The organism is Enterobacter genomosp. S (assembly GCF_001631805.1).
Classification (GTDB): Bacteria; Pseudomonadota; Gammaproteobacteria; order Enterobacterales; family Enterobacteriaceae; genus Enterobacter; species Enterobacter quasihormaechei.
Genome location: NZ_LVVA01000019.1, coordinates 257,961 through 281,152, shown reverse-complemented (window position 1 = coordinate 281,152; position 23,192 = coordinate 257,961). Strand labels below are relative to the sequence as shown.

21 protein-coding genes and 1 pseudogene are annotated in these 23,192 nt (G+C 57.6%); 10 read left to right on the top strand and 12 right to left on the bottom strand.

What is annotated here, in order from left to right; translation table 11 throughout:
- Positions 1–73: 73 nt before the first annotated feature.
- The 3 genes from ftsP to parC form a co-directional block, all read right to left on the bottom strand.
- Positions 74–1,486: a cell division protein FtsP gene (gene ftsP / locus A3466_RS14830; protein ID WP_063451181.1), complete on the bottom strand. Its 1,413-nt coding sequence runs from the start codon at positions 1,484–1,486 to the stop codon at positions 74–76.
- Between the two features lie 60 nt (positions 1,487–1,546).
- A complete protein-coding gene (gene plsC / locus A3466_RS14825) occupies positions 1,547–2,284 on the bottom strand; it encodes a 1-acylglycerol-3-phosphate O-acyltransferase (protein ID WP_063451180.1) in 738 nt (245 codons plus the stop codon).
- A 163-nt stretch (positions 2,285–2,447) separates the two neighbouring features.
- Entirely contained in the window at positions 2,448–4,706 is a 2,259-nt protein-coding gene (parC, locus tag A3466_RS14820; RefSeq protein WP_063451179.1) for a DNA topoisomerase IV subunit A, read from the bottom strand.
- Positions 4,707–4,983: 277 nt separating this feature from the next.
- Between parC and tssD the strand changes: the two genes are divergently transcribed.
- The 3 genes and pseudogenes from tssD to A3466_RS14805 all read left to right on the top strand — a co-directional run bounded on the left by tssD (position 4,984) and on the right by A3466_RS14805 (position 8,333).
- Positions 4,984–6,969, top strand: a complete 1,986-nt coding sequence (tssD, locus tag A3466_RS14815) for a type VI secretion system tube protein TssD (protein WP_063451178.1) — start codon at positions 4,984–4,986, stop codon at positions 6,967–6,969.
- On the top strand, positions 6,966–7,643 hold the full coding sequence (locus A3466_RS14810; protein ID WP_063451177.1) for a DUF2931 family protein: 678 nt from the start codon (positions 6,966–6,968) through the stop codon (positions 7,641–7,643). Before tssD ends, A3466_RS14810 begins: the two co-directional genes overlap by 4 nt.
- Before the next feature lie 12 nt (positions 7,644–7,655).
- Positions 7,656–8,333, top strand: a pseudogene (locus tag A3466_RS14805) (DUF2931 family protein).
- A gap of 58 nt (positions 8,334–8,391) precedes the next feature.
- Here A3466_RS14805 and A3466_RS14800 read toward each other — a convergent pair.
- Positions 8,392–8,793, bottom strand: a complete 402-nt coding sequence (locus tag A3466_RS14800; RefSeq protein WP_063451176.1) for a YgiW/YdeI family stress tolerance OB fold protein — start codon at positions 8,791–8,793, stop codon at positions 8,392–8,394.
- A gap of 139 nt (positions 8,794–8,932) precedes the next feature.
- On the opposite strand from A3466_RS14800, the gene qseB reads away from it, so the two are divergent.
- The 6 genes from qseB to A3466_RS14770 all read left to right on the top strand — a co-directional run bounded on the left by qseB (position 8,933) and on the right by A3466_RS14770 (position 13,128).
- Positions 8,933–9,592: a quorum sensing response regulator transcription factor QseB gene (gene qseB, locus A3466_RS14795; protein ID WP_063451175.1), complete on the top strand. Its 660-nt coding sequence runs from the start codon at positions 8,933–8,935 to the stop codon at positions 9,590–9,592.
- Complete coding sequence (gene qseC, locus A3466_RS14790) at positions 9,589–10,938, top strand: quorum sensing histidine kinase QseC (RefSeq protein ID WP_063451174.1); 1,350 nt, start codon at positions 9,589–9,591, stop codon at positions 10,936–10,938. Before qseB ends, qseC begins: the two co-directional genes overlap by 4 nt.
- Positions 10,939–11,041: 103 nt before the next feature.
- A complete protein-coding gene (locus A3466_RS14785; RefSeq protein WP_063451173.1) occupies positions 11,042–11,623 on the top strand; it encodes an NAD(P)H-dependent oxidoreductase in 582 nt (193 codons plus the stop codon).
- A 30-nt stretch (positions 11,624–11,653) separates the two neighbouring features.
- Positions 11,654–11,968 (top strand): putative quinol monooxygenase, encoded by a 315-nt coding sequence (locus tag A3466_RS14780; protein WP_063451172.1) that lies wholly within the window; start codon positions 11,654–11,656, stop codon positions 11,966–11,968.
- A 152-nt stretch (positions 11,969–12,120) separates the two neighbouring features.
- Positions 12,121–12,561, top strand: a complete 441-nt coding sequence (gene lysM, locus A3466_RS14775; protein WP_003862507.1) for a peptidoglycan-binding protein LysM — start codon at positions 12,121–12,123, stop codon at positions 12,559–12,561.
- Positions 12,562–12,600: 39 nt separating this feature from the next.
- Positions 12,601–13,128, top strand: coding sequence for a hypothetical protein (locus A3466_RS14770; protein WP_063451171.1), 528 nt, complete (start codon positions 12,601–12,603; stop codon positions 13,126–13,128).
- Between the two features lie 12 nt (positions 13,129–13,140).
- On the opposite strand, the gene A3466_RS14765 is transcribed toward A3466_RS14770, so the two are convergent.
- Genes A3466_RS14765 through A3466_RS14755 form a run of 3 tightly spaced genes read right to left on the bottom strand, consistent with a single transcriptional unit; the run spans position 13,141 to position 17,468 of the window.
- Positions 13,141–14,328: a glycoside hydrolase family 88 protein gene (locus A3466_RS14765; protein WP_063451170.1), complete on the bottom strand. Its 1,188-nt coding sequence runs from the start codon at positions 14,326–14,328 to the stop codon at positions 13,141–13,143.
- 27 nt (positions 14,329–14,355) lie between these two features.
- Positions 14,356–15,621: an oligosaccharide MFS transporter gene (locus tag A3466_RS14760; RefSeq protein ID WP_063451169.1), complete on the bottom strand. Its 1,266-nt coding sequence runs from the start codon at positions 15,619–15,621 to the stop codon at positions 14,356–14,358.
- Between the two features lie 32 nt (positions 15,622–15,653).
- Positions 15,654–17,468 (bottom strand): DUF2264 domain-containing protein, encoded by a 1,815-nt coding sequence (locus tag A3466_RS14755; RefSeq protein ID WP_063451168.1) that lies wholly within the window; start codon positions 17,466–17,468, stop codon positions 15,654–15,656.
- Positions 17,469–17,634: 166 nt separating this feature from the next.
- On the opposite strand from A3466_RS14755, the gene A3466_RS14750 reads away from it, so the two are divergent.
- Positions 17,635–18,474, top strand: coding sequence for an AraC family transcriptional regulator (locus A3466_RS14750; protein ID WP_063451167.1), 840 nt, complete (start codon positions 17,635–17,637; stop codon positions 18,472–18,474).
- Between the two features lie 52 nt (positions 18,475–18,526).
- Here A3466_RS14750 and A3466_RS14745 read toward each other — a convergent pair whose 3' ends face one another.
- The 5 genes from A3466_RS14745 to A3466_RS14725 are packed head-to-tail and all read right to left on the bottom strand — an operon-like array spanning position 18,527 to position 23,188.
- Positions 18,527–19,402, bottom strand: a complete 876-nt coding sequence (locus tag A3466_RS14745) for a MurR/RpiR family transcriptional regulator (protein WP_063451166.1) — start codon at positions 19,400–19,402, stop codon at positions 18,527–18,529.
- Positions 19,399–20,349, bottom strand: a complete 951-nt coding sequence (locus A3466_RS14740) for an iron-siderophore ABC transporter substrate-binding protein (protein ID WP_063451165.1) — start codon at positions 20,347–20,349, stop codon at positions 19,399–19,401. Before A3466_RS14740 ends, A3466_RS14745 begins: the two co-directional genes overlap by 4 nt.
- A 9-nt stretch (positions 20,350–20,358) precedes the next feature.
- A complete protein-coding gene (locus tag A3466_RS14735) occupies positions 20,359–21,399 on the bottom strand; it encodes a FecCD family ABC transporter permease (protein ID WP_063451164.1) in 1,041 nt (346 codons plus the stop codon).
- Entirely contained in the window at positions 21,396–22,379 is a 984-nt protein-coding gene (locus tag A3466_RS14730; protein WP_063451163.1) for a FecCD family ABC transporter permease, read from the bottom strand. The genes A3466_RS14735 and A3466_RS14730 overlap by 4 nt, the downstream gene beginning before the upstream one ends.
- The gene (locus tag A3466_RS14725; protein ID WP_063451162.1) at positions 22,376–23,188 is read right to left on the bottom strand and encodes an ABC transporter ATP-binding protein; all 813 of its coding nucleotides are present in this window, start codon (positions 23,186–23,188) and stop codon (positions 22,376–22,378) included. Before A3466_RS14725 ends, A3466_RS14730 begins: the two co-directional genes overlap by 4 nt.
- Positions 23,189–23,192: the final 4 nt, after the last annotated feature.

Here is a 23,192-nt window from a genome sequence, read left to right as displayed (position 1 = left end):
GAAATGAAGGGGTATTATGCGGGCTGTTGCCCTCACCCCAACCCTCTCCCACAGGGAGAGGGAGAAAAGCACGTTACGGCGCCGGATTGACCAGTATCTGCCCTACCGAACCCCTGTCCATCATCTCCAGCGTCTGGCTGTGGAACAGGAACGGGAAGTGCGGCCACGACGGTTGACCATAGTAGACCAGCAGTTCTACCTGTCCATCCACCCAGACGGTATCTTTCCAGCCTCTGTCTTCCGGGAACGGCATCGCCCCGTTGACGTTGCGGATCAGGAACGACACCCCTTCAATATGGAACGACTGCGGCATCTCCGAGCGAACGGTCCAGCGCTCCCAGGTTCCCTGCTGTGCGGTGATATCAATGCGGTTAACGTCCCACAGCGCGCCGTTGATGCCCGGGTCATCGCCCAGGCTGATATCGCGACTGCGCACTGCCGGTCCGGTCACGATCTCCTGCGGCAGCAGGCGCATCGGCAGGCTATCGGTCACCAGCGGCAGCAGGCCGGTCGGGCGCAGCGTCAGCACCAGCGTGGAGACCAGAACGCTCGACGGTTCAAAGAACCCGCGTATGCGGTCAACAATGCTTGCCGCTTCACCGCAGGTGACGGAGACTTCGTCCCCGTTGGTCATATCAACGAGGATTTCACGCCGTTCGCCCGGCGCCAGCGCCAGCTGTTTCACCGATACCGGCGCGGGTAATAATCCCTGATCGCCTGAAATAACATGCAGCGCACGGCCGTCGCTCATCTGCAATTGGTAACGGCGCGAGTTGGAGGCGTTCAGCAGACGCAGGCGCACCCAGCCACGTGACACTTCCACAAACGGGCTTTGCGCGCCGTTAACCAGCAGCGTATCGCCCACAAAGCCACCGCTGCCCGGCTCGCTGTACTCCGGCGTGCCAAAGTTATCCAGGCGCTTGTCCTGGATGATGACCGGGAAATCGTCCACGCCGTAGTGATTTGGGATCGGCAGCGTTTTACTGACCTCATCCTCAATCAGCCACATCCCGGCCAGGCCGTTGTAGACCTGCTGGGCGGTGCGGTTTGGGGTATTGGCGTGATACCACAGTGTCGCCGCGCTCTGACGAATCGGGAGCACGGGCGCCCAGTCGGCATTCGGCGACATCATGCGCGCCGCGCCGCCAATCAGCGGCCCCGGCACCTGCAATCCACTGACGGTCATCGCGACATTTTCAGTCGTCCGGTTACTGTAGATGAGCTTAACGTCATCGCCATTCCACACGCGAATGGTCGGCCCAAGGTAGCGTCCGTTAATGCCCCATACCTGCGCGCGCGTTCCCTGGGTAAAGGACCAGTGGCTACGCTGAAGCGTGAGGAATAGCGGCTGCCCGCGACGGGATTCAATCAACGGCGGAATGGGCAGCGGCTGTTGCTGCCCGGCGGCGCTGGCTGTCCGCGGCATCGCGCCCGCACAAAGGGCGATACCCGAAGCCTGAATAAACTGACGCCGACTGAGTGACATATAAGCTCCATCTGAAACGACTAACAACGCGGGAATTCGTTTTCCCTTAAACGACGCCGGTTAAATCTTACCGGCGGCTTCTCGCTCTGCAACTTCTTTATCGAGCTGCGCAATATGCTGAGCCATCAGCTCACGACAGTGCGTGGCCAGCTCGCGCACCTGGTCTTTACCGTATTTAGAGGTATCCACCGGCGGCAGCATTTCGACAATCACCAGTCCGTTATTCAGACGGTTAAGATTAATCTTATTCGATGTATTGGAAACACACACGGGAATAATTGGAACACCCGCCGCAATTGCAGCATGAAACGCGCCGGTCTTGAACGGCAGCAGGCCGCGACCGCGGCTGCGCGTCCCTTCCGGGAACATCCAGATTGAGATCCGGCGCTTTTTAAACTGATCCACCACTTCCGCAATGGTGCCATGCGCTTTGGCGCGGTTGTTGCGGTCAATCAGCAAGTTACCGGTGAGCCAGTATAGCTGGCCGAAAAACGGGATCCACAGCAGGCTCTTTTTACCCACGGTTACGGTCGGCGGAAGAACAATATTTGAGGCCGTCACCATATCGAAGTTGTTCTGATGGTTAGCGATATAGATGGCGTTACCGAAATTCTCCGCCCCTTCAGGCAGACGCTTCTCAACCTTCAGGCCAAACAGCGGCGCAAGACGGCCAAACATGTGGCCAAACGTCGCGACATGCTTTGGGTTGCGCGGGCTGAACAGGCAGTAAATCGATCCGAAAATACAGACCAGAATGCAGTAAATAACGGTAAGAATGAGACGAACAATGTATAGCATAGCGACCTCTGAAGCCCTGACAGCTGACAATTATACTTCACCTGTGGCCAGGTAAGGACTTTATTACGAGCGCGTATTGTTAATCGCAACGCACGAATTAACAACGTTTTTACGGGAAATTTTACGGTAATACCCCCTCCGGACAGAGGGGGGATGAAACAGGTTACTCTTCGCTGTCGTCCGCTTTGCTGCGCGCCGGCGAGTCGATCTCCACGCGGTCGATTCGCTGGAGGCCGCGCATCAGTGAGCCGCGACGTCCGCGCTCACCCACCACCTTCTGCAACTCTTCCGGACGCAGTTTGATCTTACGTTTGCCGACGTGAATGGTCAGCGTGCTCTGCGGTGGCAGCAGGAAGAGATGCGCCAGGCCATCTTCGCCTTTTGCCGCTTCCGCTGACGGGATACTGATGATCTTGTTGCCCTTCCCTTTCGACAGCTCCGGCAGATCGCTGACCGGGAACATCAGCATACGTCCGGCAGAGGTGATCGCCAGCAGCATGTCGCTTTCGTTCTCGATGATCAGCGGCGGCATGACGTGTGCGTTATCCGGCAGGCTGATCAGCGCTTTACCGGCACGGTTACGCGACACCAGATCGTTAAAGGTACAGATAAAGCCGTAGCCCGCATCGGAGGCCATAAGCAGCTTCTGGTCGTCGGCTTCCATCAGCATATGATCAACCGTGGCGCCCGGCGGCAGCGTAAGCTTGCCGGTTAGCGGCTCGCCCTGCCCGCGCGCGGACGGCAGGGTGATCGGGTCAATGGCGTAGCTGCGGCCCGTGGAGTCGATAAACGCCACCGGCTGGTTGCTCTTGCCTTTCACCGCCGCCTTGAAGCTGTCGCCGGACTTGTAGCTCAGGCCCGGCGCGTCGATATCGTGGCCTTTGGCGCTACGCACCCAGCCGCTCTGGGAAAGCACGATGGTTACCGGCTCGGACGGCAGCATGTCGTGCTCGTTCATCGCCTTCGCTTCTTCTCGCTCGTGCAGCGGAGAACGACGGTCATCGCCAAAGGCGTCGGCGTCGGCCTGCAACTCTTTCTTAAGCAGGGTGTTCATCTTGCGCTCGGACGCCAGAATTGCCTGAAGCTGATCGCGCTCTTTTTCCAGCTCGTCCTGCTCGCCGCGGATCTTCATCTCTTCCAGCTTAGCGAGATGGCGCAGCTTCAGTTCGAGGATCGCTTCGGCCTGGGTTTCACTGATGCCAAAGCGCGACATCAGGGCGGGCTTAGGTTCGTCCTCGGTACGAATGATCTCAATCACGTCGTCAATGTTGAGGAACGCCACCAGCAAACCTTCAAGGATATGCAGGCGCTTAAGCACTTTTTCCAGACGATGGTTCAGACGACGGCGCACCGTATCGCGGCGGAAGGCCAGCCATTCGGTGAGGATCTCCAGCAGGTTTTTCACCGCCGGACGACCGTCCAGACCAATCATGTTCAGGTTGATGCGATAGCTTTTTTCCAGATCGGTAGTGGCGAACAGGTGGTTCATTACCTGCTCCATGTCCACGCGGTTAGAGCGCGGCACAATCACCAGGCGGGTCGGGTTTTCGTGATCCGATTCGTCGCGCAGGTCGTCCACCATCGGCAGCTTTTTATTGCGCATCTGGGTGGCGATCTGCTCCAGCACTTTGGCCCCGGAAACCTGGTGCGGCAGCGCGGTGATCACCACCGCGCCATCCTCTTTGGTCCATACCGCGCGCATACGCACGGAGCCGCGACCGTTCTGGTAGATTTTGCGGATTTCAGCACGCGAGGTGATGATCTCGGCTTCGGTCGGATAGTCCGGCCCCTGCACGATATCCAGCAGATCGTCCAGCGAGGTTTTCGGCTGCTCAATCAGGGTGATAGCGGCTTTGGCCACTTCGCGCAGGTTGTGCGGCGGAATGTCCGTCGCCATGCCCACGGCGATACCGGTCGTGCCGTTCAGCAGGATGTTCGGCAGGCGTGCAGGCAGCATTTTCGGCTCCTGCATCGTACCGTCGAAGTTTGGCACCCAGTCAACCGTGCCCTGCCCCAGCTCGCCCAGCAGCACTTCGGCATATTTAGATAAACGGGATTCGGTATAACGCATCGCCGCGAAGGATTTCGGATCGTCCGGTGCCCCCCAGTTCCCCTGGCCATCCACCAGCGGATAGCGATAAGAGAACGGCTGGGCCATCAGCACCATCGCTTCATAGCAGGCGCTGTCGCCGTGCGGATGGTATTTACCCAGCACGTCACCGACGGTACGGGCGGATTTCTTGAACTTGGCGGTAGCGTTCAGCCCCAGTTCGGACATCGCATAGACGATGCGGCGCTGAACGGGCTTCAGGCCATCCCCGATAAACGGCAACGCCCTGTCCATGATGACGTACATGGAGTAGTTCAGGTAGGCATTTTCTGTGAATTCATGTAGCGCGAGGCGCTCTGCCATATCGCTCATTACGTATGATTCCTCAACTCAGAAACCGATGGGTTTCAGGCAATATTGCCGCAGATACTACCTCATCTGGCGAGTTGAGTCACAAAGAAAAAGGGCCGGATGAGGGTGTGAGACCCCGCTGTTATCGGCGCGTTTTATTGCTCTCTAATTAAATAAGCTTTCCTTTAACACGTCATTATTTTTCAGTGATAACCATTTATTGTGATAAATAGCAGGTTAATTATTTCAACAAGCCACTACATTTGTTTCTGAAAAAAATTACGCTCAGGGAAAAGAGATGAGCCCTATTATTTATTTAACCCTTGAGGGCAATATTCAGGGACAGATTTCCGCTGGCTGTGGGTCAGTGGCCTCTATCGGCAACCTCTACCAGCTGGGGCACGAGGACGAGATTCAGGTGTTGAGCCTGAAGCAGACAGCGCGCGACTCACGGGGCTGCACGGGCCATCACAGTCTGGATTTTTGCAAACGCCTGGATAAAAGCTCGCCGCTGCTTAGCAACGCCATTAATAATAATGAATACCTTAAACTTACGTTTGATATCTATCGCATAAATAAATTTGGCCGGCTGGAGAGGTTTTATCTTATCGAACTTCGCGGCGCTACGCTGCAATCCATCCATCAGACGTTTACGGCCAGTCATCCAGACTATGAATATATATCGGTGCGCTACGATTATATTCTTTGCCGTCATCTGATCGCCCAAACCGAATTCGATTACTTGCTGACGCCGGACAATTTCAACCGTCTTTTTCCGGTCGTGCAGAAAACGCTGCTTTCACCGGAGCCACCGCCGCGTAAGGTGACGCTGGTACTGGGCGTATTTTTCGACGGCACGGGCAACAACGCGGTGAACACGCAAAACATGTTAAAGACCCTCACGGCGCAGCACTATGATATTGATAACCCCAACGCTGAAAGCATACTTGCCAGAAATACGTCAGAGAAAATGGGGATCAGCGGCATAGGGGCGGGCAGCTACCTTGGATACTATACGAATATTCATTGGTTGAATGAATTATACGAGCAAAAATTCTCAACAGATGGCAGATACATTCAAGGTGCGATTTATATCGAAGGAATCGGCACTCGGGCAGGCGAACCCGATGACCCGATCGGGCTGGGGCTCGGCACCGCAGAAACGGGGATTATTGCCAAAACGGACGACGCGGTGGCGCAGCTGGCTAAAACGATAGATGCCACCTTAGCTTCACTGAAGGGGAAGTTTGTCGTCGATAATCTGCTGTTTGATATCTTCGGTTTCAGCAGGGGCGCAGCGGCGGCCCGGCACTTTGCAAACCGTGTTCAGACAAACGATCACAGCATTCAGGATGCCATAACGACAGGTATGCGAAAATTTACCTATCGCGGCACGCCGACCGGTAATACCCGCTTTCTCGGCATTATGGACACCGTAGCCGCAGTCGGCACGGTGGCGAACGGCCTCAACCCGCATAGCGCCGATACGGGCAGCGTCAAAATCGCACTGCATCCCGGCGTCGCGCAGAAGGTGTTTCATATCACCGCCGGACACGAATGCCGCTATAACTTTGCCCTCAACAGCGTCGCTCCCGCCTGGCCGGAACTGGAACTTCCCGGCGCCCATTCTGATATCGGCGGCGGTTATCTGCCGCAGCTTCGCGAGGATCTCTACCTTACCCGCCCTCAGGTTGAAACGCTGCCCCAGAGCAAACCCGGAACAGCGTCCCGTGTATACCAGCAGACCCTGGTGCAGCTTGAAGAGCTGGCGCACACGCCGGCCATTATGCCCATCACTCATTCTCACACCATCTCTCCCGAAGTCTGGGAGGACGATTATGCGCCTGCCGATCGCTACAGCCAGCCGCAGAAACGTACCTTTGCGGCCCTGACGCTACGCCATCGCATCGTGAGATATGACTGGTCGAAGGTGGTATTACGGGTGATGGTCGATGCGGCGACAGATGCGGGGGCGGTGTTTATGGATCTGGAGAAGATAAATGAGCATCGTATTCCGGAAGAACTAAAACCGTTTTGTGAACGCGCGCGGAGTATGGGGAAAGCGGTTCGTCAGCATACGACGGCGTCCGGTTTTACACCTGAAGAGGTAGACACGATTGCAAGCAACTATATCCACTGCTCAGCGCACTGGAACGCGGTGCAACTCAATCTGTCCGGCGAATTACAGGGCGGCGCTTCCGCTTCTGAAACGGTCAGCTTTGTGAACAGGCCGGACACCAACTGGAGGAGAACGATTTACACTATGGACGGAAATAAACGATGAAACTAAGCAACCTATTTGCCGTTGTTCTGCTGCTGACAACCGCTGGCTGCGGCCCTCAAAAAACCTACCCGTTGCAGTCCAGGCAGGCCGCCAGCGGCGACTGGACCCTGCCCTACGGTGAATGGAGCTTTTCCTTCATCACGCCAAAGGATTTGATCGCTGAAACTACCCATGCCCGGGTCATCGATACGGATGGTTATCTTTATACCTTTAACACGCTCGATCAAACTTCTCCCGATCCCGATTCGGTTGATAAATGGACAGATGTAACATTTGGCGGCAGCGTCCATTTCAATAAAGTCAAAAAACCGCCGCAGTACATCGTCTTCTGCTGGGATTCCTATGCCGATCAGAAAACCTACCAGACCAGCGCTATGTTCGGGCCGGAAACCTGGCTAAGAATGAAAACGCCTGCCGACCATATCTGGAGTAATGGAGATTTAGTCTGGTATGACAATATACTTTTTGGCCTGTCACCCGGCGGAAAGGTCAAAATCTGGTTTCCGGATGTTGCCGGACGCCCCAGCATCCCCGTTAAGCCCAGAACGCTGGTGACCCGCTCCGGCAAGGATCTGACCTTCTGCAAAGATTTCGAGACCCCCGTTGAAAACTACGTTCAGTCTATTGAAGAGATCGGCAAAGGCAGGACCTACCCCTACGGAAACTGGGATTAACAGGGATAAAAAATGAAGATAATAGACGGCCTTATTCTCGCTATGATAGTCGCCCTCGCTGGCTGTGCGACGCAAAAAACCTACCCGTTGCAGTCCAGGCAGGCCGCCAGCGGCGACTGGACACTGCCCTACGGCGAATGGAGCTTTTCCTTTGTCACGCCAAAGGATTTGATGTCTGATATCCGTCATGTGCGGATAATCGATACAGATGGTTATCTCTATACCTTTAACACGCTCGATCAGACTTCTCAAAGTCCAGATTCTACAGAGAAATGGTCTTCGGCCGTGCATGGCGGAGGAGTATATTTCAACAAAGTCAAAAAACCGCCGCAGTACATCGTCTTCTGCTGGGATTCCTATGCCGATCAGAAAACCTACCAGACCAGCGCTATGTTCGGGCCGGAAACCTGGCAAAGAATGAAAACGCCTGCCGACCATACACGTCCTACATGAGCTCCTGTCTGGTATGACAGAATGGTGTTTGGCCTGTCACCCGGCGGAAAGGTCAAAATCTGGTTTTCGGATGTTGCCGGACGCCCCAGCATCCCCGTTAAGCCCAGAACGCTGGTGACCCGCTCCGGCAAGGATCTGACTCTCTGCAAAGTCTTCGAGACCCCCGTTGAAAACTACGTTCAGTCTATTGAGGAGATTGGCAAAGGCAGAATCTACCCCTACGGATACTGGGATTAACACACATAAAAAATGCCGTTCGTTGACCGAGCGGCATTTTTTTCACATCAATCAGGCATTATTTGTTCAGCTTGATAACCTGCTTCACGTCGATTTCAAACTCGTTCCACTCTTTATCGATTTTACCCTGAAGCTCGACTTTATCCTGTGGCGTCACCGTCACGCCGTTCCAGCGCTTGTGGTCTATCTCAACCACCACCGTGCCGCTTTCGTCGCGGAAGGTGTAACGATCATCGGACAGGCGCTCGGTGATGTTACCGCGCAATTTCACCCAGCTGTCGTCCTTCATGTCTTTCACTTTAGCCGCGGTGGTGAGGTTGGCGTTGTTATCGACAAAGCCGCCCTGCTGGGTTTGCGTCTGGGTCTGTGTTGCAGATGGGCCCGTGAAGCCGCCCTGTGCAGCAAAAACAGGGGCAGTGGTCATCATCATGATGGCAGCAATTGCAGCGTATTTTTTCATCTTAATCTCTCCCTTTAATGTCGTTTCACAATCCATTAAACAGGGTAAACCTTAACAACTTCTTAAGGGGAAAATTTATTTATTTTTACTGTACAGCATGCGCGTGCAGAAGGTTTACTGACGGCAACAAGGAGGGACAATGCGCATTTTACTGGTAGAAGACGACAAGCTTATCGGCGATGGCATCAAAGCGGGCTTAAGCAAAATGGGCTTTAACGTGGACTGGTTTACCGACGGTAAAACCGGTCAGGCGGCCCTGTACACCGCGCCGTACGATGCCGTGGTGCTGGACCTGACGCTGCCGGAGATCGACGGCCTTGAGATCCTGCGCGCCTGGCGTGAAAGCGGTAAGAGCGAACCGGTGCTGATCCTGACGGCGCGGGATGCGCTGAACCAACGCGTGGAAGGCTTACGCCTGGGGGCGGATGATTACCTGTGTAAACCGTTCGCGCTGATTGAAGTGGCAGCCCGCCTCGAAGCGCTGGTGCGCCGCAGTCACGGGCAGGCGCGCAGCGAGCTGCGTCACGGCAAGGTCACGCTCGACCCCACAAGCCTTGTCGCCACGCTGGACGGCGAAACGCTGGTGCTTAAACCAAAAGAGTTCGCCCTGCTGGAGCTATTGATGCGCAACGCGGGCCGCGTGCTGCCGCGCAAGGCCATCGAAGAGAAACTCTACAACTGGGATGATGACGTCTCCAGCAACGCCGTTGAAGTCCATGTACATTATTTACGCCGCAAGCTCGGCAGCGAATTTATCCGCACCGTGCACGGCATCGGTTATACCCTGGGTGACGCATGAAACTGACCCAACGCCTGAGCCTGAAGCTGCGCCTGACGCTCCTCTTTTTGCTGCTTTCCCTGGCGGCCTGGTTTGCCGCAAGCGTGGTCGCCTGGCACCAGACGACCGACAAGCTCGATAAACTGTTCGATACCCAGCAGATGCTGTTTGCCAAACGGCTGCTGACGATGGACGTGGACGAACTCCGCGCGCCACAGCGTATGCGCGAAGTGCCGAAAAAAGCGAAACACGGCCATCTTGACGACGACGCGCTGGCCTTCGCGATCTTCACCGCCGACGGCAGCATGGTGCTTAACGACGGCGAGAACGGGCGCGACATCCCCTATCACTACCGCCGGGACGGGTTTGATGACGGTCGATTGCAGGATGACAGCGACGAATGGCGTTTCCTGTGGCTAACCTCCCCGGACGGGAAATACCGCGTGGTGGTCGGTCAGGAGTGGGAGTACCGACAGGATATGGCGCTGGACGTGGTCAGCTCGCAGCTGACGCCGTGGCTGGTGGCGCTGCCCGTGATGCTGCTGTTGCTGATTGTCCTGCTGAGCCGGGAACTGAAGCCGCTGAAAAATCTGGCGCAGACCCTGCGCTCGCGTTCGCCGGATGCGACCGATACGCTGCCCACCAACGGCGTGCCGACGGAGGTTCGTCCCCTGCTTGATGCGCTTAACCATCTTTTTGCCCGTACGCAGGAGATGATGGCCCGCGAGCGCCGCTTCACCTCGGACGCCGCCCACGAGCTGCGCAGCCCGCTGGCCGCGCTGAAGGTGCAAACCGACGTGGCGCAGCTTTCCCACGACGATCCCGAGGCGCAGTCTAAAGCGCTGGGGCAACTGCATGCGGGTATCGACCGCGCCTCCCGGCTGGTGGACCAGCTCCTTACCCTGTCGCGCCTGGATTCACTGGATAACCTTGATGACGTCGAACCCGTGGCGATGGCTGATTTACTGCAATCCGCGGTGCTGGACATCTGGCATCCGGCGCAGCAGGCGGGCATTGATGTTCGGCTCAACGTTAATGCGCCCGAGGTGATGCGTCATGGGCAGCCGCTGCTGCTGAGCCTGCTGGCGCGTAACCTGCTGGACAACGCCGTTCGTTACAGCCCCCGCGGCAGCGTGGTGGACGTGACGCTGAATACCCAAAGCTTTACCGTGCGCGATAACGGACCGGGCATTTCTCCTGAAGCGCTGGCACGCATCGGCGAGCGTTTTTATCGTCCACCCGGGCAGGACGCCACCGGCAGCGGCCTGGGGTTGTCTATCGTTAAGCGTATCGCAACGCTACACGGGATGCGCGTCTCGCTGGACAATGCGCCCCAAGGGGGCTTTGCGGTGACCGTCAGCTGGTAAGATTATTGCGCTTAGCGCAAAAGACTTTGCACATTTTGCTTATTTTTCCGCTCCGTCCTCGCGCGTAGAATACCCGGCATACTCTCAGCATCGAGGACAAATAATGAGCAACATTCTGATTATCAACGGCGCAAAAGAATTTGCGCACTCTAAAGGCCAGCTGAATGACACCCTGACCGAGGTCGCGGATGGTTTCCTGCGCGACGCCGGACATGATGTTAAGGTCGTGCGCGCGGACAGTGATTATGACGTCAAGGCCGAAGTGCAGAACTTCCTGTGGGCCGACGTGGTGATCTGGCAGATGCCGGGCTGGTGGATGGGCGCACCGTGGACCGTGAAAAAATACATGGACGACGTGTTCACCGAAGGTCACGGTTCGCTGTATGCCAGCGACGGCCGTACCCGTTCAGATGCGTCTAAAAAATACGGTTCCGGCGGTCTGATTCAGGGCAAAAAATATATGCTCTCCCTGACCTGGAACGCGCCTCTTGAAGCGTTCACCGAGAACGATCAGTTCTTTGAAGGCGTGGGCGTAGACGGCGCGTATCTGCCGTTCCATAAGGCTAACCAGTTCCTGGGAATGACGCCGCTGCCGACCTTTATCGTCAACGACGTGATTAAAATGCCGGACGTCCCGCGCTATATCGCAGAATATCGCAAGCATCTCGCGGAAATTTTTGCTTAACTGTTAGCCTGGCATTAGAAGGAGTTAACCATGCTTACCGTAATTGCTGAAATCCGTACGCGTCCCGGCCAACATCACCGCCAGGCGGTGCTGGATCAGTTCGCAAAAATCATCCCGACCGTTCTGAAGGAAGAAGGCTGCCACGGCTACACGCCGATGGTGGATGCCGCTACCGACGCTAGCTTCCAGGCAACCGCGCCAGACTCCATCATCATGGTGGAACAGTGGGAAACCGTCGCCCACCTTGAAGCGCATTTGCAGACCGCGCATATGAAAGCGTGGAGTGATGCGGTGAAAGGGGATGTCCTTGAAACCCACATCCGTATTCTGGAGCAAGGGGTTTAAGTTCTGTGAAATTTGCCGGGCGGCAATGCGTTTACCCGGCCTACAACTTTCCCCCACAGGCCCGGTAAGCGTTAACGCCACCGGGCTTTTTTTATCACCTTACCGCTCAACTGCTATGCTTATTCTGACTTCATGTTTAACAGGAGGATGGAATGGGTCTTTTTAACTTCGTGAAAGAAGCAGGCGAAAAGCTGTGGGACAACCTGACCGATCATAAGGGTCAGAGCGACAAAATCACCGAGCACCTCAAGAAACTCAACATTCCCGGTTCCGATAAAGTTCAGGTTAACGTCACCGACGGCAAAGCCAGCGTAACGGGCGACGGGCTGACGCAGGAGCAGAAAGAAAAAATCCAGGTCGCCGTCGGCAACATCGCGGGCGTCAGCGAGGTGGAGAACAATATCACCGCAACGGACGCCAAAGATGAAGCAACCTACTATACGGTAAAATCCGGCGATACCCTGAGCGCCATCTCTAAAACCGTGTACGGCGATGCCAATCAGTACAACAAGATCTTTGAGGCGAACCGCCCGATGCTCTCCAGCCCGGATAAAATTTATCCCGGCCAGACGCTGCGTATCCCTAAGGCATAACGTCTGAGGCTATTGGTTCACGTCGCTCAGAGGAACAGCATGAAAATCGCTTGTCTTGGCTGGGGCTCGTTAATCTGGAAAAGCGGCGCGCTACCGGTAGCCGGTGAGTGGCAAACCGACGGGCCATCACTGCCCGTCGAGTTCTGCCGCGTAAGCGATGGCGGCGAACTGGCGACCGCCATCTGCATCAACGCGCCCGCCCTGCCTGTGCTTTGGGTATGGCTGAATGCCACTTCGCTGAACGTGGCCACTCAGGCCCTGCGCGAGCGGGAGGCCATTCCTGACGATCGTTGCGATGGTATCGGCTCGCTGCTGATAGCCGGACGCAACGCGGGAGCGATCTCGACATGGGCAAGGGAGAGAGGAATTGAGGCGCTCATCTGGACCGGGCTTCCCCCGAGAAGCGCGTCGCAGGAGGGCAGGATTCCTGCCGTGGACGAGGCCATCGCCTATCTCGACAGCCTCAGCGGACAGACCCGCAGCCATGCGCGGGACTATATTTGCCGCGTGCCTGCCCAGCTTGATACGCCCTACCGGCGCGCCATTAAAGAGGTGCTTGGGTGGTGAAACCCCTGCCCGTTACCAGTACAGCTTCCAGCTCTGGGTGAAGCGCACCAGCGCCTCAACGTAGAAGTAATCGCCCCAGCTTGCGCACTCATCCACGCCTTTGTTGCTCGCCAGGTGGTAGACCGAGTGCTTGAGGATCCCGTTGCCCTTCTCGTCTTTGCCCATCAGATAGTGCCTGGTCAGCGACGACATGATGCCTTTCGCCCACTCCAGATACCGCTCCCGGTCCGGATCCGTCACCGGCAGATGCTTCACCAGCTCAAGCAGCCCGCACACCGCAATCGCCGCCGATGACGAGTCGCGCAGCGCGTCGGTGCCCACCAGCGCCAGATCCCAGTGGCAGACGTAATCCTCCGGCAGGCGGTTGAGGAAGTAGTTCGCCAGCCGTTTCGACAGGGCAATCATCGTTTCATCGCCGGTATAGATATAGCTCAGCAGGAAGCCGTAAATCCCCCACGCCTGCCCGCGCGACCAGCACGAGTCGTCGGCATAGCCCTGCTGCGTGTTGCCGTAGCGCGGCGCGCCGGTTACCACATCCATATAGTAGGTGTGGAAGGTGGACGCATCGTCACGAATGAGGTACGTCGCCGCCTGCATGACGTGCGCTTTGGCCGCGTCGGCAAAACGCGGATCGCCCGTCTGCTCGGTTGCCCAGTAGAGCAGCGGCAGGTTCATGTTGCAGTCGATGATCATCCGCCCGGCCTGATCGGGATCGGAGAGATCGCCCCACGCCTGGATGATCTTCGCCTTCTCATGGAAGCGCTCCAGCAGCGCTTCCGCCGCCAGCAGCGAGAAGCCGCGCGCCTCGCGGCTGCCGGTCAGTCGCCAGGCCGCCACGCAGGAAAGCGTGTACAGGAAGCCTAAATCGTGGGTGTTGGTGTCGTTGCGCCCGGCGATGCGCAGGCCAAACGAGCGCACGTGTTTTTCCGCCATCGCGCGAAATTTCTCCTCGCCGCTCATCTCCCACGCCAGCCACAGCTGGCCGGTCCAGAAGCTGGTGGTCCACTCCACGTTTTCGGTCAGCGGATAAAAGCCCTCTTTGCAGGTCTCCGCCGGGAATTTGTCGCCGAACGCCGTTAAATGACGGCTAATCAGGTCGAGAACGTGGTCGCGGGCCGAACTCAGCTCATCGCTGAATGCGCGGGAATCAACGGGCGCAGCGATAGCAGACAGACGTTCCTCTTTGATACGACTTAACATATTTCGGTTCCTTCTTTGACGGCGTAATTAGCGTGTTGAGGTTTCTGCTACGTTCAGCGCACGGGCCCCGCGCCACTTGCTCTGGCAGGCGGATAACGTAAAGGCAGAAATAAGGGTAAAGGTCAGCGCCGTAGCGCCCATGATGATATAGGTGTGCTCAAAGCCGATGCGGTCGTACATATAGCCGGCAGGAGAAGAGACCACCACGTTGCCAACGTACAGCATCGCCTGATAGCCAAGTAAATACATGGTGGCATTGACGCGCTTGTCGAAATGTTCGGCGATATATTTAAAGACCGACACCAGCAGCAGGCATATTTCCAGGCCGTACAGCGGCTTAAGCACGGAAATTAACAGGTGAGAGTCACACATGCCGGAAATAATCAGACGCGCCCCGACAATCAGCCCGACAATTAACAGCCCGCGCTTGGCGCCAATGAAATTCACAAACAGCGGGACCACCATATACATGACAAATTCCATGCCCGACTGCACCGTACCGAGGTAGCCAAATACCGCGTTGCCCTCGTGAATATCGTCGAAGAAGGTGACGAAATAGCGCGAGAACTGCTGCTCGGCGATAAACATCATCCACGCCACGCCCGCCACGTAGAGGCAGAAGGCCCAGAATTTGCGGTTTCGCAGCAGGGCGTAAACGTCAGAGGGAGAGATTTTTTCTTTCGTCAGCACCTCTCCAGCGTGAGCGGAGTTAGTGTTCACTTTCAGGTTCAGGAGGACGATCAGCATCACCACCGACGCCACGCTGCCGAGAATAAAGTTATACGCTGGTGAGAGGTTAAACAGCAGGCCGGAGAAGGATGACGCCACCGCCCAGCCGAGCGAGCCCCACATGCGAATTTGCCCGAATTCCATGCCGTTCAGGCGGCTAAAGCGGTCAGAATAAGATTCGCACGCCGCCACGCCCGCGTACCAGGCAAAGCTTAAATAGAGCGCGCCGATAATAATTCCCAGCAGGGTGTTCGACATTAACAGCGGCTGGTAAACATAAATAAAGAACGGAGCCATCAGCGCCGACATGAGCACCACAAAATAGAGCAGGTATTTGCTCATGCCGATCTTATCGAGAATATAGCCGTAGATCGGTTTGAGAATAACGGAGAAAATCCCGTTAACCGCAAAGACGGTTCCAATCACCGACCCGCTAAGATTGGCTTTCTGGCCGAGCCAGATCGCCAGCAGGCCAATACTGGCAGACCAGGTAAAGAAATAGAGAAAAATAAAGCTGCTGATTTTGTAATATTCCGTTCTGCTGGTTGTCGATGTACTTTTCATATCATCCTCGCCGACGTGTAGGGCCAGATTTTTTATAGTGTGAACGACAGCTTACGTTCGCTTCCGGGTTCGTGGATCACGACCTGGTGATGGGTAATATTCAGCTGCGGTACCGCCGCAGATATCGGTTTTTCGCAGGCCAGGACGGCGCAGCAGAGCCAGCTCTCCCCCGGCGGGAGTTCGGTTTGCAATAGCGGAATAGAGGCGCACCCGGCAAACATCACGCTGCTGTTGGGCGGGGTGACGACGCTGCCCGGCGCGCGGGTGATATCGGGCGAGAGATCGACAATCGCGCTGCTGCCGTTTTCTGCCGTCAGGTAACTTCCCCGCTCGCGCAGCTGGTGGTCGGTTTTCAGCACCGCAAAGCCGCCCTCGACGGTTTGCAGAGTACGCGCGCTGTTGATACGGTGCAGGCGCAGGTGCCACTCCCCGAACGGGATCTGCCAGGTCTCTATGTGCACGTCGCGCCACGGTGACCAGCGCGAAAAAATATAGTTTTCATCCACCCGAACCTCGTCGCATTCGCGACGGCCGCGGAAATAGTCGTCTCCGTCCGCCAGCAGCAGCATGGAATCGCAGGCCGCATGCTTCAGGCCAAAACGCCCGCGCTCAATGGTGAAGCCGAAGCGGCTGGAGTAGGCAAATTTGGTGTATTTCGCTTCGGTGTTGACGTAGTTGTTCAGCTCCAGCTGGCCGGCGGTGAGCATGACGGCATGCTGCGAATCTTTCGAATGCATCAGGATCTGCTGCGCGTGCGGGATCACGCGCGTCTCAGCCAGCGCGGGCAGCGGCTGCTCGTCGGCCTGCCAGAACGGATGCGTCTCCGGCAGCGCCAGGATCAGGTAGGTTTTCAGCGCCCAGTACGGTGAACCGGGGGAGTTATAGTCCTCGCACATCGCCAGGTTTGGGCAGGCAAAACCGAGGGTGAGAATGCCGTCGCGGTCGGTAATCGGCTGCTGCTGCCACCAACGCAGATGCCGCAGCACGATGCCCTTCACGATGCCCGGCGTGAACACGTCCAGCTGAGAAAAGGCCACCGCACTCCAGAAGGCGACCATCGCAAAGCGGTAGGTCAGACTGCGGCCAAACGGAACCGAGGCGCCGTCGGCGGCGGACCAGTAGATAAAGTCTTCCGCAAAGAGGCGCGAGCGCTCGCGCAGTACCTCCGCCCTCGCCTCGTCACCGCTCAGGGTGGCGTAAATCAGGCCGTAGAAGTGAAAGGCCATGGAGATGTAATAGTCTTTCGGGCGGCCTGGGCCGTCGGAATACCAGCCGCCGCCGAGGTAGTAGGCGTCCATCAGCGTAAAGCGACGGTCAATGGCGGCCTGGTCGTACGGCAGCCCGGCGCGCTTAAAGCCGAGCTGAACCATAATGGCAAAATAGTTCCAGTTGCTGTCAGGCATCTGCGCGTCGGTGATTTGGTTGAGCCACGCGTGCAGGTTCATTACCTCGCGCCCGGTAAAGCGCGCGGTGAGCGTCTCCCCCAGCAGAGCAAGTCCCAGACCGTAGGCCGCCATCTCCACCAGACGCTGATCGTACGGGCCGGTTTCGCCCCAGTAGCCGATGCTTTGCGGGTCGGTACCGATCTTGATGGCGGTAAGGTACTTCTCGCTGAACGGCGTGCTTTCGCCGGACGCCATCAGCGGAAACAGCCCCCACAGCGCGCGGGAAAGGCCCTCCATCTGCGCAATATCCGTTGTGTAATGGGCGCAGGTATCGCCCAGCGAGAACCGTGAACGGTTTACCGGAAATTGCGTGTCCAGCGCTTGTAAAAGCGCATTCAATGACGCCACCACATCCTGGCGTGAAGACAACGGATTTGATTTTTCTTTGTTTGCCGCGCACATCGGTTCGCCCTCGTAATCAACTGCGGCAAAGCATAGTGAATCCACAAGGGGCAGAAATGTTAGCCGTGTCACAGGCATGAACGATGAATAAACCTCCAGTTGAGAAAATTTAAAAAGGTGGTTTATAAAGACGGTCAGACGGGAAAAAATTGAGTTTTATTGCACTATGCGCGACACGCCGACATCCGACCTTCTGGAACTGATCGCCCTGAACGATACCGTGGCCTCGTTCAGCCGCCTGTTTGCCAATACCGTGCGCTACCATCACTGGCATCAGTGTCTGGAGATCCTCTACGTGGAAGAGGGCTTTGGCGTAGCGATCGTCGATAATCGTCACTACACCATGCGCCCCGGAAGGCTGTTTTTCTTCCCGCCTTTTACGCTGCATAAGGTAATGGTGGACGAACAGGCAGAGGCGATTTACCGCCGCACCATCATTCACCTCGACCAGCACGCGGTGCTGAAGATCCTGCGGGATTTTCCCCAGAGCCGGCAGCGGCTGGAGCGGCTGTCACGCCGCGGGGGCGAAGCGTGGGTCGCCGATTTAGCCCACTGCCATCACCCTATCGACCATCTGTTTGGCTGCTATAAACCGCCGATGAACAGCGAGAGCATCGCCAGCCTGCTGATCGGGCTGTTTGCGATGCTTCCCGCCGATCGCGACGGTGAGCCGGGCAACAGCCAGGGGATCGCCAGCCGGGTGATGTTCTGGCTCGACGAGCATTATCAGGAGAAATTTCGCCTGGACGCGCTGGCCAATGAGCTGGGGAAATCCCGCAGCTACGTATCGCGAAAATTCCATGCGGAAACGGGCGAAAAAATTCATGACTATCTGAATACGCTAAGGTTGCGTAAGGCGTGTGAGTGTTTACTCCACACTGATTCAAGCGTGCGTGATATTGCCGCACAGACGGGTTTTTCCGACGTGACGTGGTTTATCAGCGCATTTAAAAAAGGGATTGGCGAGACGCCGTTGCAGTACCGGAAAAATCATCGTGCGGTGTGATCGAGGGAACTGCTCACGGCTTATCATCCAGCCCACAGGAAGAAAGTGTAAATCAACCGCTCTTCTTGCCCGGCTTTAACCCTCGGTGGAATTCGTTGATGCGCTTCATGGACCTGATGGTGCGCTGCGGCTCGGTGGAGGCGACGGACAAAATAATCATTTCCAGACACAGCAGCACCGTGCCGTGCAGCGGGATTTTGCCCTTCTCGCCTCCGCGTGGAACGTGGATCACCACGCTGGCCTCTTTGCTAAAGCGTGAGTCAGTGGCGTTGGTCAGCAATATGGTGGGAATGCCCAGGCGCTTCGCTTCACGCAGCGTCGTCAGCCCTTCCCGGTGCGCGGATTTTTGCGCCATCATCACCAGCACATCACCGCGCTGTAAGGCTATCAGCTGTTCGGCGAGGCCGATACCGGTGCGGTTGAGTGGGATCGCAGGCAGGCCGATGCGGCTGAACAGGCGGGAGGTGTACTCGGCCAGGATGCCGGATGCGCCAATACCAAAAATAGCGACCTGTCTCGCCTGCGCCAGCAGCGACACGGCCTGCGCCATCGCGTAACGGTTACCCGGTTCGGACAACACATTACAGGTATGCTGATGCCCTTCCAGCACAAAATCGATGCTCGCGTTGACGTCACTGGTCAGCGTATTCACCGTGGTGGACATCTTCTCGCTGGAGGTGACCACCGGACCAAACCACTGCTCAAGCGTCTGCTTGAGATCCCGTAGCCCGCCAAACCCCAACGCCTGAATGGCTCGCACCACGGTGGCGTCCGAGGTTTTTAGCACTGCGGCGATCTCCATGGCCGTCTGTTCCATAACGGCTTCACGGTTTTCATTGATATAGCGCGCCACCTGGAGCAGGCGCGGTGTCAGCTGATGCGCTCGCGAGCGAAAGCGGTCGCCGTAGACATCAATTTTTCGAATCATCGTGCGGCCTCCGGCAGCGGACGGCCCGCTATCTGCGACTGCACCTGCGCGACCATCAGTCCTAGCGAGGCGAACGAATTTGAGATCGCTTCCTCGCGGGAGATCAGCACGTAATGCCCGGTCCGGCAGGCGTTAAGAAACTGGCACCAGCCCGGCATCACCGCGTCCATCGCCGCAAGTTCGTCCTGCGGTTTACCGCCGGTATCTCCGCGCCAGGTGGCAAAGACGAAATCAGCATCCAGCTCCGGCAGGCGCTCGGCGCTGACGTCGATGCGCCCGCCCTCCGGGATGCTCTCAATCAACGGCGGAAACGTAAATCCCGCATCGCGCAGTACGCGCCCAAGTGAATGGTAGCTGTGCATGGCGTTAATCTTTCCCTGGTTAGCCTGAATCACCGAGACGGTGATTTTGCGGGTATCGACGGTCGCCTTCAGGGCCTTGATTTGCTCCTGGTAGCGACGCTCCAGAACCTTCAGCTTCGCCTGCGTGCCGGTCAGCTGTGCCAGCTTGCGGTAGATTTCCGGCGCGCCGCCGTCCAGGTGATCGATACTCACCGTCGGGGCAATTTTTTCCAGCTGTTCCACCGGCGTGTTGCGGGTTGGCTCAGTGACGATCAGGTCCGGCTTCGCGGCGGCGATGGCTTCGATATCGATATCCGCGGTGCCGATGAATGTGATGTCGGCATTATCAAAATCGATGCCCGTCAGCATACCGCTGGAACGCAGAAAATGGCTACCGTCCGGTCGGGTACGGCCATGGCTGGCAACTGGCGGTACGCCAAGCTCGATCAGCGGAATGGTAATATCCAGGTCATGCAGGGAAACAATTCGCTTCGGCTTAACCGGCACCACCACTTTGCGGTTCAGGTCGTCAGTAAACGTCTGCGTTGGCGCCGCGGCTCCGACAGCAAAGCCCACCAGCAGCAGCATTGAGAAAAGTACGCGCATCACACACTCCTAAAATCGGTCCCGACGCTGCCAGAGCAGCAGCAGGAAAAATGGTCCGCCAATCAGTGAAATAACAATGCCTGCCGGCAGCTGCAACGGGTGGAATGCCAGCCGCCCGACGTTATCCGCCAGCAGTACCAGCAGCGCGCCCAGCACGGCGCTTCCCGTCAGCAATGCGGTTTGCCCGCCGCGCAGCAGCAGGCGCGCCATATGTGGCGCAATCAGCCCGACAAAGCCTATACTCCCCACGCAGGAGACGCAGGCCGCCGTCAGCACCACGGGCGCAAACACGCGCAGCAGCGCGAGACGTGAGGTGCGTACGCCGAGCCCCGTTGCGGTCTGATTGCCAAGCAAGGCCACGTCCGCGGCGCGCCCGGTAAAAAGCAGCAGGGCAAACGCGGGCAGCGCCCAGGCCGCAGCCATGCCGAGCAGGGTCCAGTTAGCGGCATGCAGGCTTCCGGCCAGCCACAGCATTGCGGTCTGCACGTCGCGCACGTCGGCAGTGGTCATAAAGATGCCCATCGCGGCGGCAAACGTCCACGACACGCCTATGCCGATCAGGATGAATCGCGGACGCGAGATATCGCGAGACAGCGCCACCACCAGCAGCGCGGTGAGTAGCCCACCCGCCATGCCGACTAGCGGACGCCACGCCAGTCCCGCTGCCGGTAACTGAAAAATCAGCAGCAGCACCGCCGCGCTACAGCCCTCTTTCACGCCGATGAGTCCGGGATCGGCCAGCCCGTTACGGGTGATGGACTGCATCGCGGCCCCCGCCATGCCAAGCATCGCCCCGCACAGCACCGCCATCAGCAGGCGCGGCAGGCGAATATCCATCACAATGTAATGCGCATCCGTCGTCAGACGTTCAGGGTAAAACAGCGCACGTCCGATGGCGGAAGCAGGAATGGGCAGCGAGCCGTGTGTCAGGCCAAAACTCAGCAGCAGGAGAGCGGCAAGGGTTAAAACGGTCAGATACCGCAGCGCCCTCGGGCGAACCAGCGCCGAGAGGGGCCCGAGGCGTAACGCACGCAGTCCGGCCCGGTTCATTTGAACATCCTCGAGGCCATGAAGATAAAGATCGGTGCGCCGACCATGGCGGTCATGACGCCCGTTGCCAGCTCATAGGGCGTAAACAGCGTGCGGGCGGCAATATCCGCCAGCAGTAGAACCAGTGCCCCGCACAGGGCCGAAAGCGGAACCATCACCCGCAGGTCCACCGAAACCAGACGACGCACGAGCTGCGGCACCACGAGCCCGATAAACCCGATCGGCCCGGCAATGGAAACGGCCGCGCCGCACAGCAGGGCAATGGCCAGCAGCGCGAACAGGCGGGTTTTTAAGAGCGACACGCCAAGCCCCTGCGCCATTCTGTCGCCCAGCGCCAGCATGTTCATTGCTGGCGACAGCCAGAGCGCCAGCGCAAACCCCACGGCTGCTACCCCAGCAGCGCTGCGGACAGCGTCTGCGTTTAACCCCGCTAAATCTCCCGCCAGCCAGGTCCGCATGGCGAGCAGCGTCTGTTCATCCAGAATCAACACGGTGGCGGTAATCGACGAGGCAAACGCCGACATCGCCACGCCGCACAGCGTGACCTTCATCGGCGTGAGCCCGGTACGCCCGGAAGAGGAAAACATCAGCACCAGCAGAAACAGCACGGCGGCGCCTGCGCAGGCAATCAGCGGCCGCCCAAACGGCAGTGAAAGCCCGAGGGCGTTAGTCAGCACAACCGCCAGCGCTGCCCCGGCATTTAGCCCCAGGATGTGCGGTTCACCGAGCGGATTGCGGATCGCCGACTGCAACAGCACGCCCGCGACGCCGAGCGCGGCACCCGTCACCATGGCGGCGCACAGGCGTATCAAGCGCAGCCTGACGATCACGTTATGGTCAAAATTACGCGGATCGAAGTGGAAAAATGCCTCCACTACCGTTCGCGGAGCGATAACGCGCGCGCCAATACCCAGGTGGGCAATCGCACCTGCCCCCAGCAGCAACGTGAACAGGATGAAAGCCAGAGACGTGCGCATCATGATTTGTCGGCCGCCTGGCGAAACGGCATAAAAAATGGCTTACCGGTCAGCGGATTAACAGACATATGCACATCAACATCAAACACCGATTTAATGAGCGCCGGCGTGCAGGTGTCGCCTTCATGCAATACGCCCTCGACTTTCCCCTGACGTAAAAAGACCAGCGAATCACCGTAGTTTACGGCGAAGTTGAGATCGTGCAGTACCACTACCACCGTGCGTCCGTGCCGGCGCGTGAGCGTATGCAGCAGTTCGAGGATCTCTACCTGATAGCGAAGATCGAGGTAAGTGGTCGGCTCATCAAGCAGGATGTACGGCGTTTGCTGTGCCAGCGCCATCGCGATCCAGCAGCGCTGGCGCTGGCCACCGGACAGGCTTTCCACGGGCAAATCGGCAAACGCCGCCGTGCCCGTCAAACATAACGCCTCTTCCACGGCCCGCTCATCTTCCTCGCTCCACTGGCGCATAAGGTTCTGCCAGGGAAAACGCCCGCGCGAGACCAGCTCAAATACGGTCAATCCTTCCGGCAGCAGCGGAGACTGCGGCAGGATGCCAAGCTGCCGGGCAACCGCTTTAGTGGGCTGCGCGTGGATGGCTTTGCCGTCCAGCACCGCGCTGCCGCCAAGCGGCTGGAGCAGACGCGCGATGGTGCTCAGCAGCGTGGATTTTCCACAGCCGTTCGCCCCCACCAGAACGGTTATTTTCTGCTGGGGGATCGTGAGGGAGATATCATCAACGATGATTTTTTTCTGGTAACCCGCCGAAAGGTTCTTCAGAACCAGTCCCGAGGTTGTCGTGTTGTGAGCCACGTGA

Coding starts and splice junctions, on each gene's coding strand:
- parC (WP_063451179.1), bottom strand. CDS start 4,706: ATGAGCGATATGGCAGAGCGCCTCGCGCTACATGAATTCACAGAAAAT.
- A3466_RS14745 (WP_063451166.1), bottom strand. CDS start 19,402: ATGATTCGAAAAATTGATGTCTACGGCGACCGCTTTCGCTCGCGAGCG.
- plsC (WP_063451180.1), bottom strand. CDS start 2,284: ATGCTATACATTGTTCGTCTCATTCTTACCGTTATTTACTGCATTCTG.
- lysM (WP_003862507.1), top strand. CDS start 12,121: ATGGGTCTTTTTAACTTCGTGAAAGAAGCAGGCGAAAAGCTGTGGGAC.
- A3466_RS14765 (WP_063451170.1), bottom strand. CDS start 14,328: ATGTTAAGTCGTATCAAAGAGGAACGTCTGTCTGCTATCGCTGCGCCC.
- A3466_RS14810 (WP_063451177.1), top strand. CDS start 6,966: ATGAAACTAAGCAACCTATTTGCCGTTGTTCTGCTGCTGACAACCGCT.
- A3466_RS14740 (WP_063451165.1), bottom strand. CDS start 20,349: ATGCGCGTACTTTTCTCAATGCTGCTGCTGGTGGGCTTTGCTGTCGGA.
- A3466_RS14750 (WP_063451167.1), top strand. CDS start 17,635: ATGCGCGACACGCCGACATCCGACCTTCTGGAACTGATCGCCCTGAAC.
- A3466_RS14785 (WP_063451173.1), top strand. CDS start 11,042: ATGAGCAACATTCTGATTATCAACGGCGCAAAAGAATTTGCGCACTCT.
- tssD (WP_063451178.1), top strand. CDS start 4,984: ATGAGCCCTATTATTTATTTAACCCTTGAGGGCAATATTCAGGGACAG.
- A3466_RS14770 (WP_063451171.1), top strand. CDS start 12,601: ATGAAAATCGCTTGTCTTGGCTGGGGCTCGTTAATCTGGAAAAGCGGC.
- A3466_RS14780 (WP_063451172.1), top strand. CDS start 11,654: ATGCTTACCGTAATTGCTGAAATCCGTACGCGTCCCGGCCAACATCAC.
- ftsP (WP_063451181.1), bottom strand. CDS start 1,486: ATGTCACTCAGTCGGCGTCAGTTTATTCAGGCTTCGGGTATCGCCCTT.
- A3466_RS14755 (WP_063451168.1), bottom strand. CDS start 17,468: ATGTGCGCGGCAAACAAAGAAAAATCAAATCCGTTGTCTTCACGCCAG.
- qseB (WP_063451175.1), top strand. CDS start 8,933: ATGCGCATTTTACTGGTAGAAGACGACAAGCTTATCGGCGATGGCATC.
- A3466_RS14735 (WP_063451164.1), bottom strand. CDS start 21,399: ATGAACCGGGCCGGACTGCGTGCGTTACGCCTCGGGCCCCTCTCGGCG.
- A3466_RS14730 (WP_063451163.1), bottom strand. CDS start 22,379: ATGATGCGCACGTCTCTGGCTTTCATCCTGTTCACGTTGCTGCTGGGG.
- A3466_RS14800 (WP_063451176.1), bottom strand. CDS start 8,793: ATGAAAAAATACGCTGCAATTGCTGCCATCATGATGATGACCACTGCC.
- A3466_RS14760 (WP_063451169.1), bottom strand. CDS start 15,621: ATGAAAAGTACATCGACAACCAGCAGAACGGAATATTACAAAATCAGC.
- qseC (WP_063451174.1), top strand. CDS start 9,589: ATGAAACTGACCCAACGCCTGAGCCTGAAGCTGCGCCTGACGCTCCTC.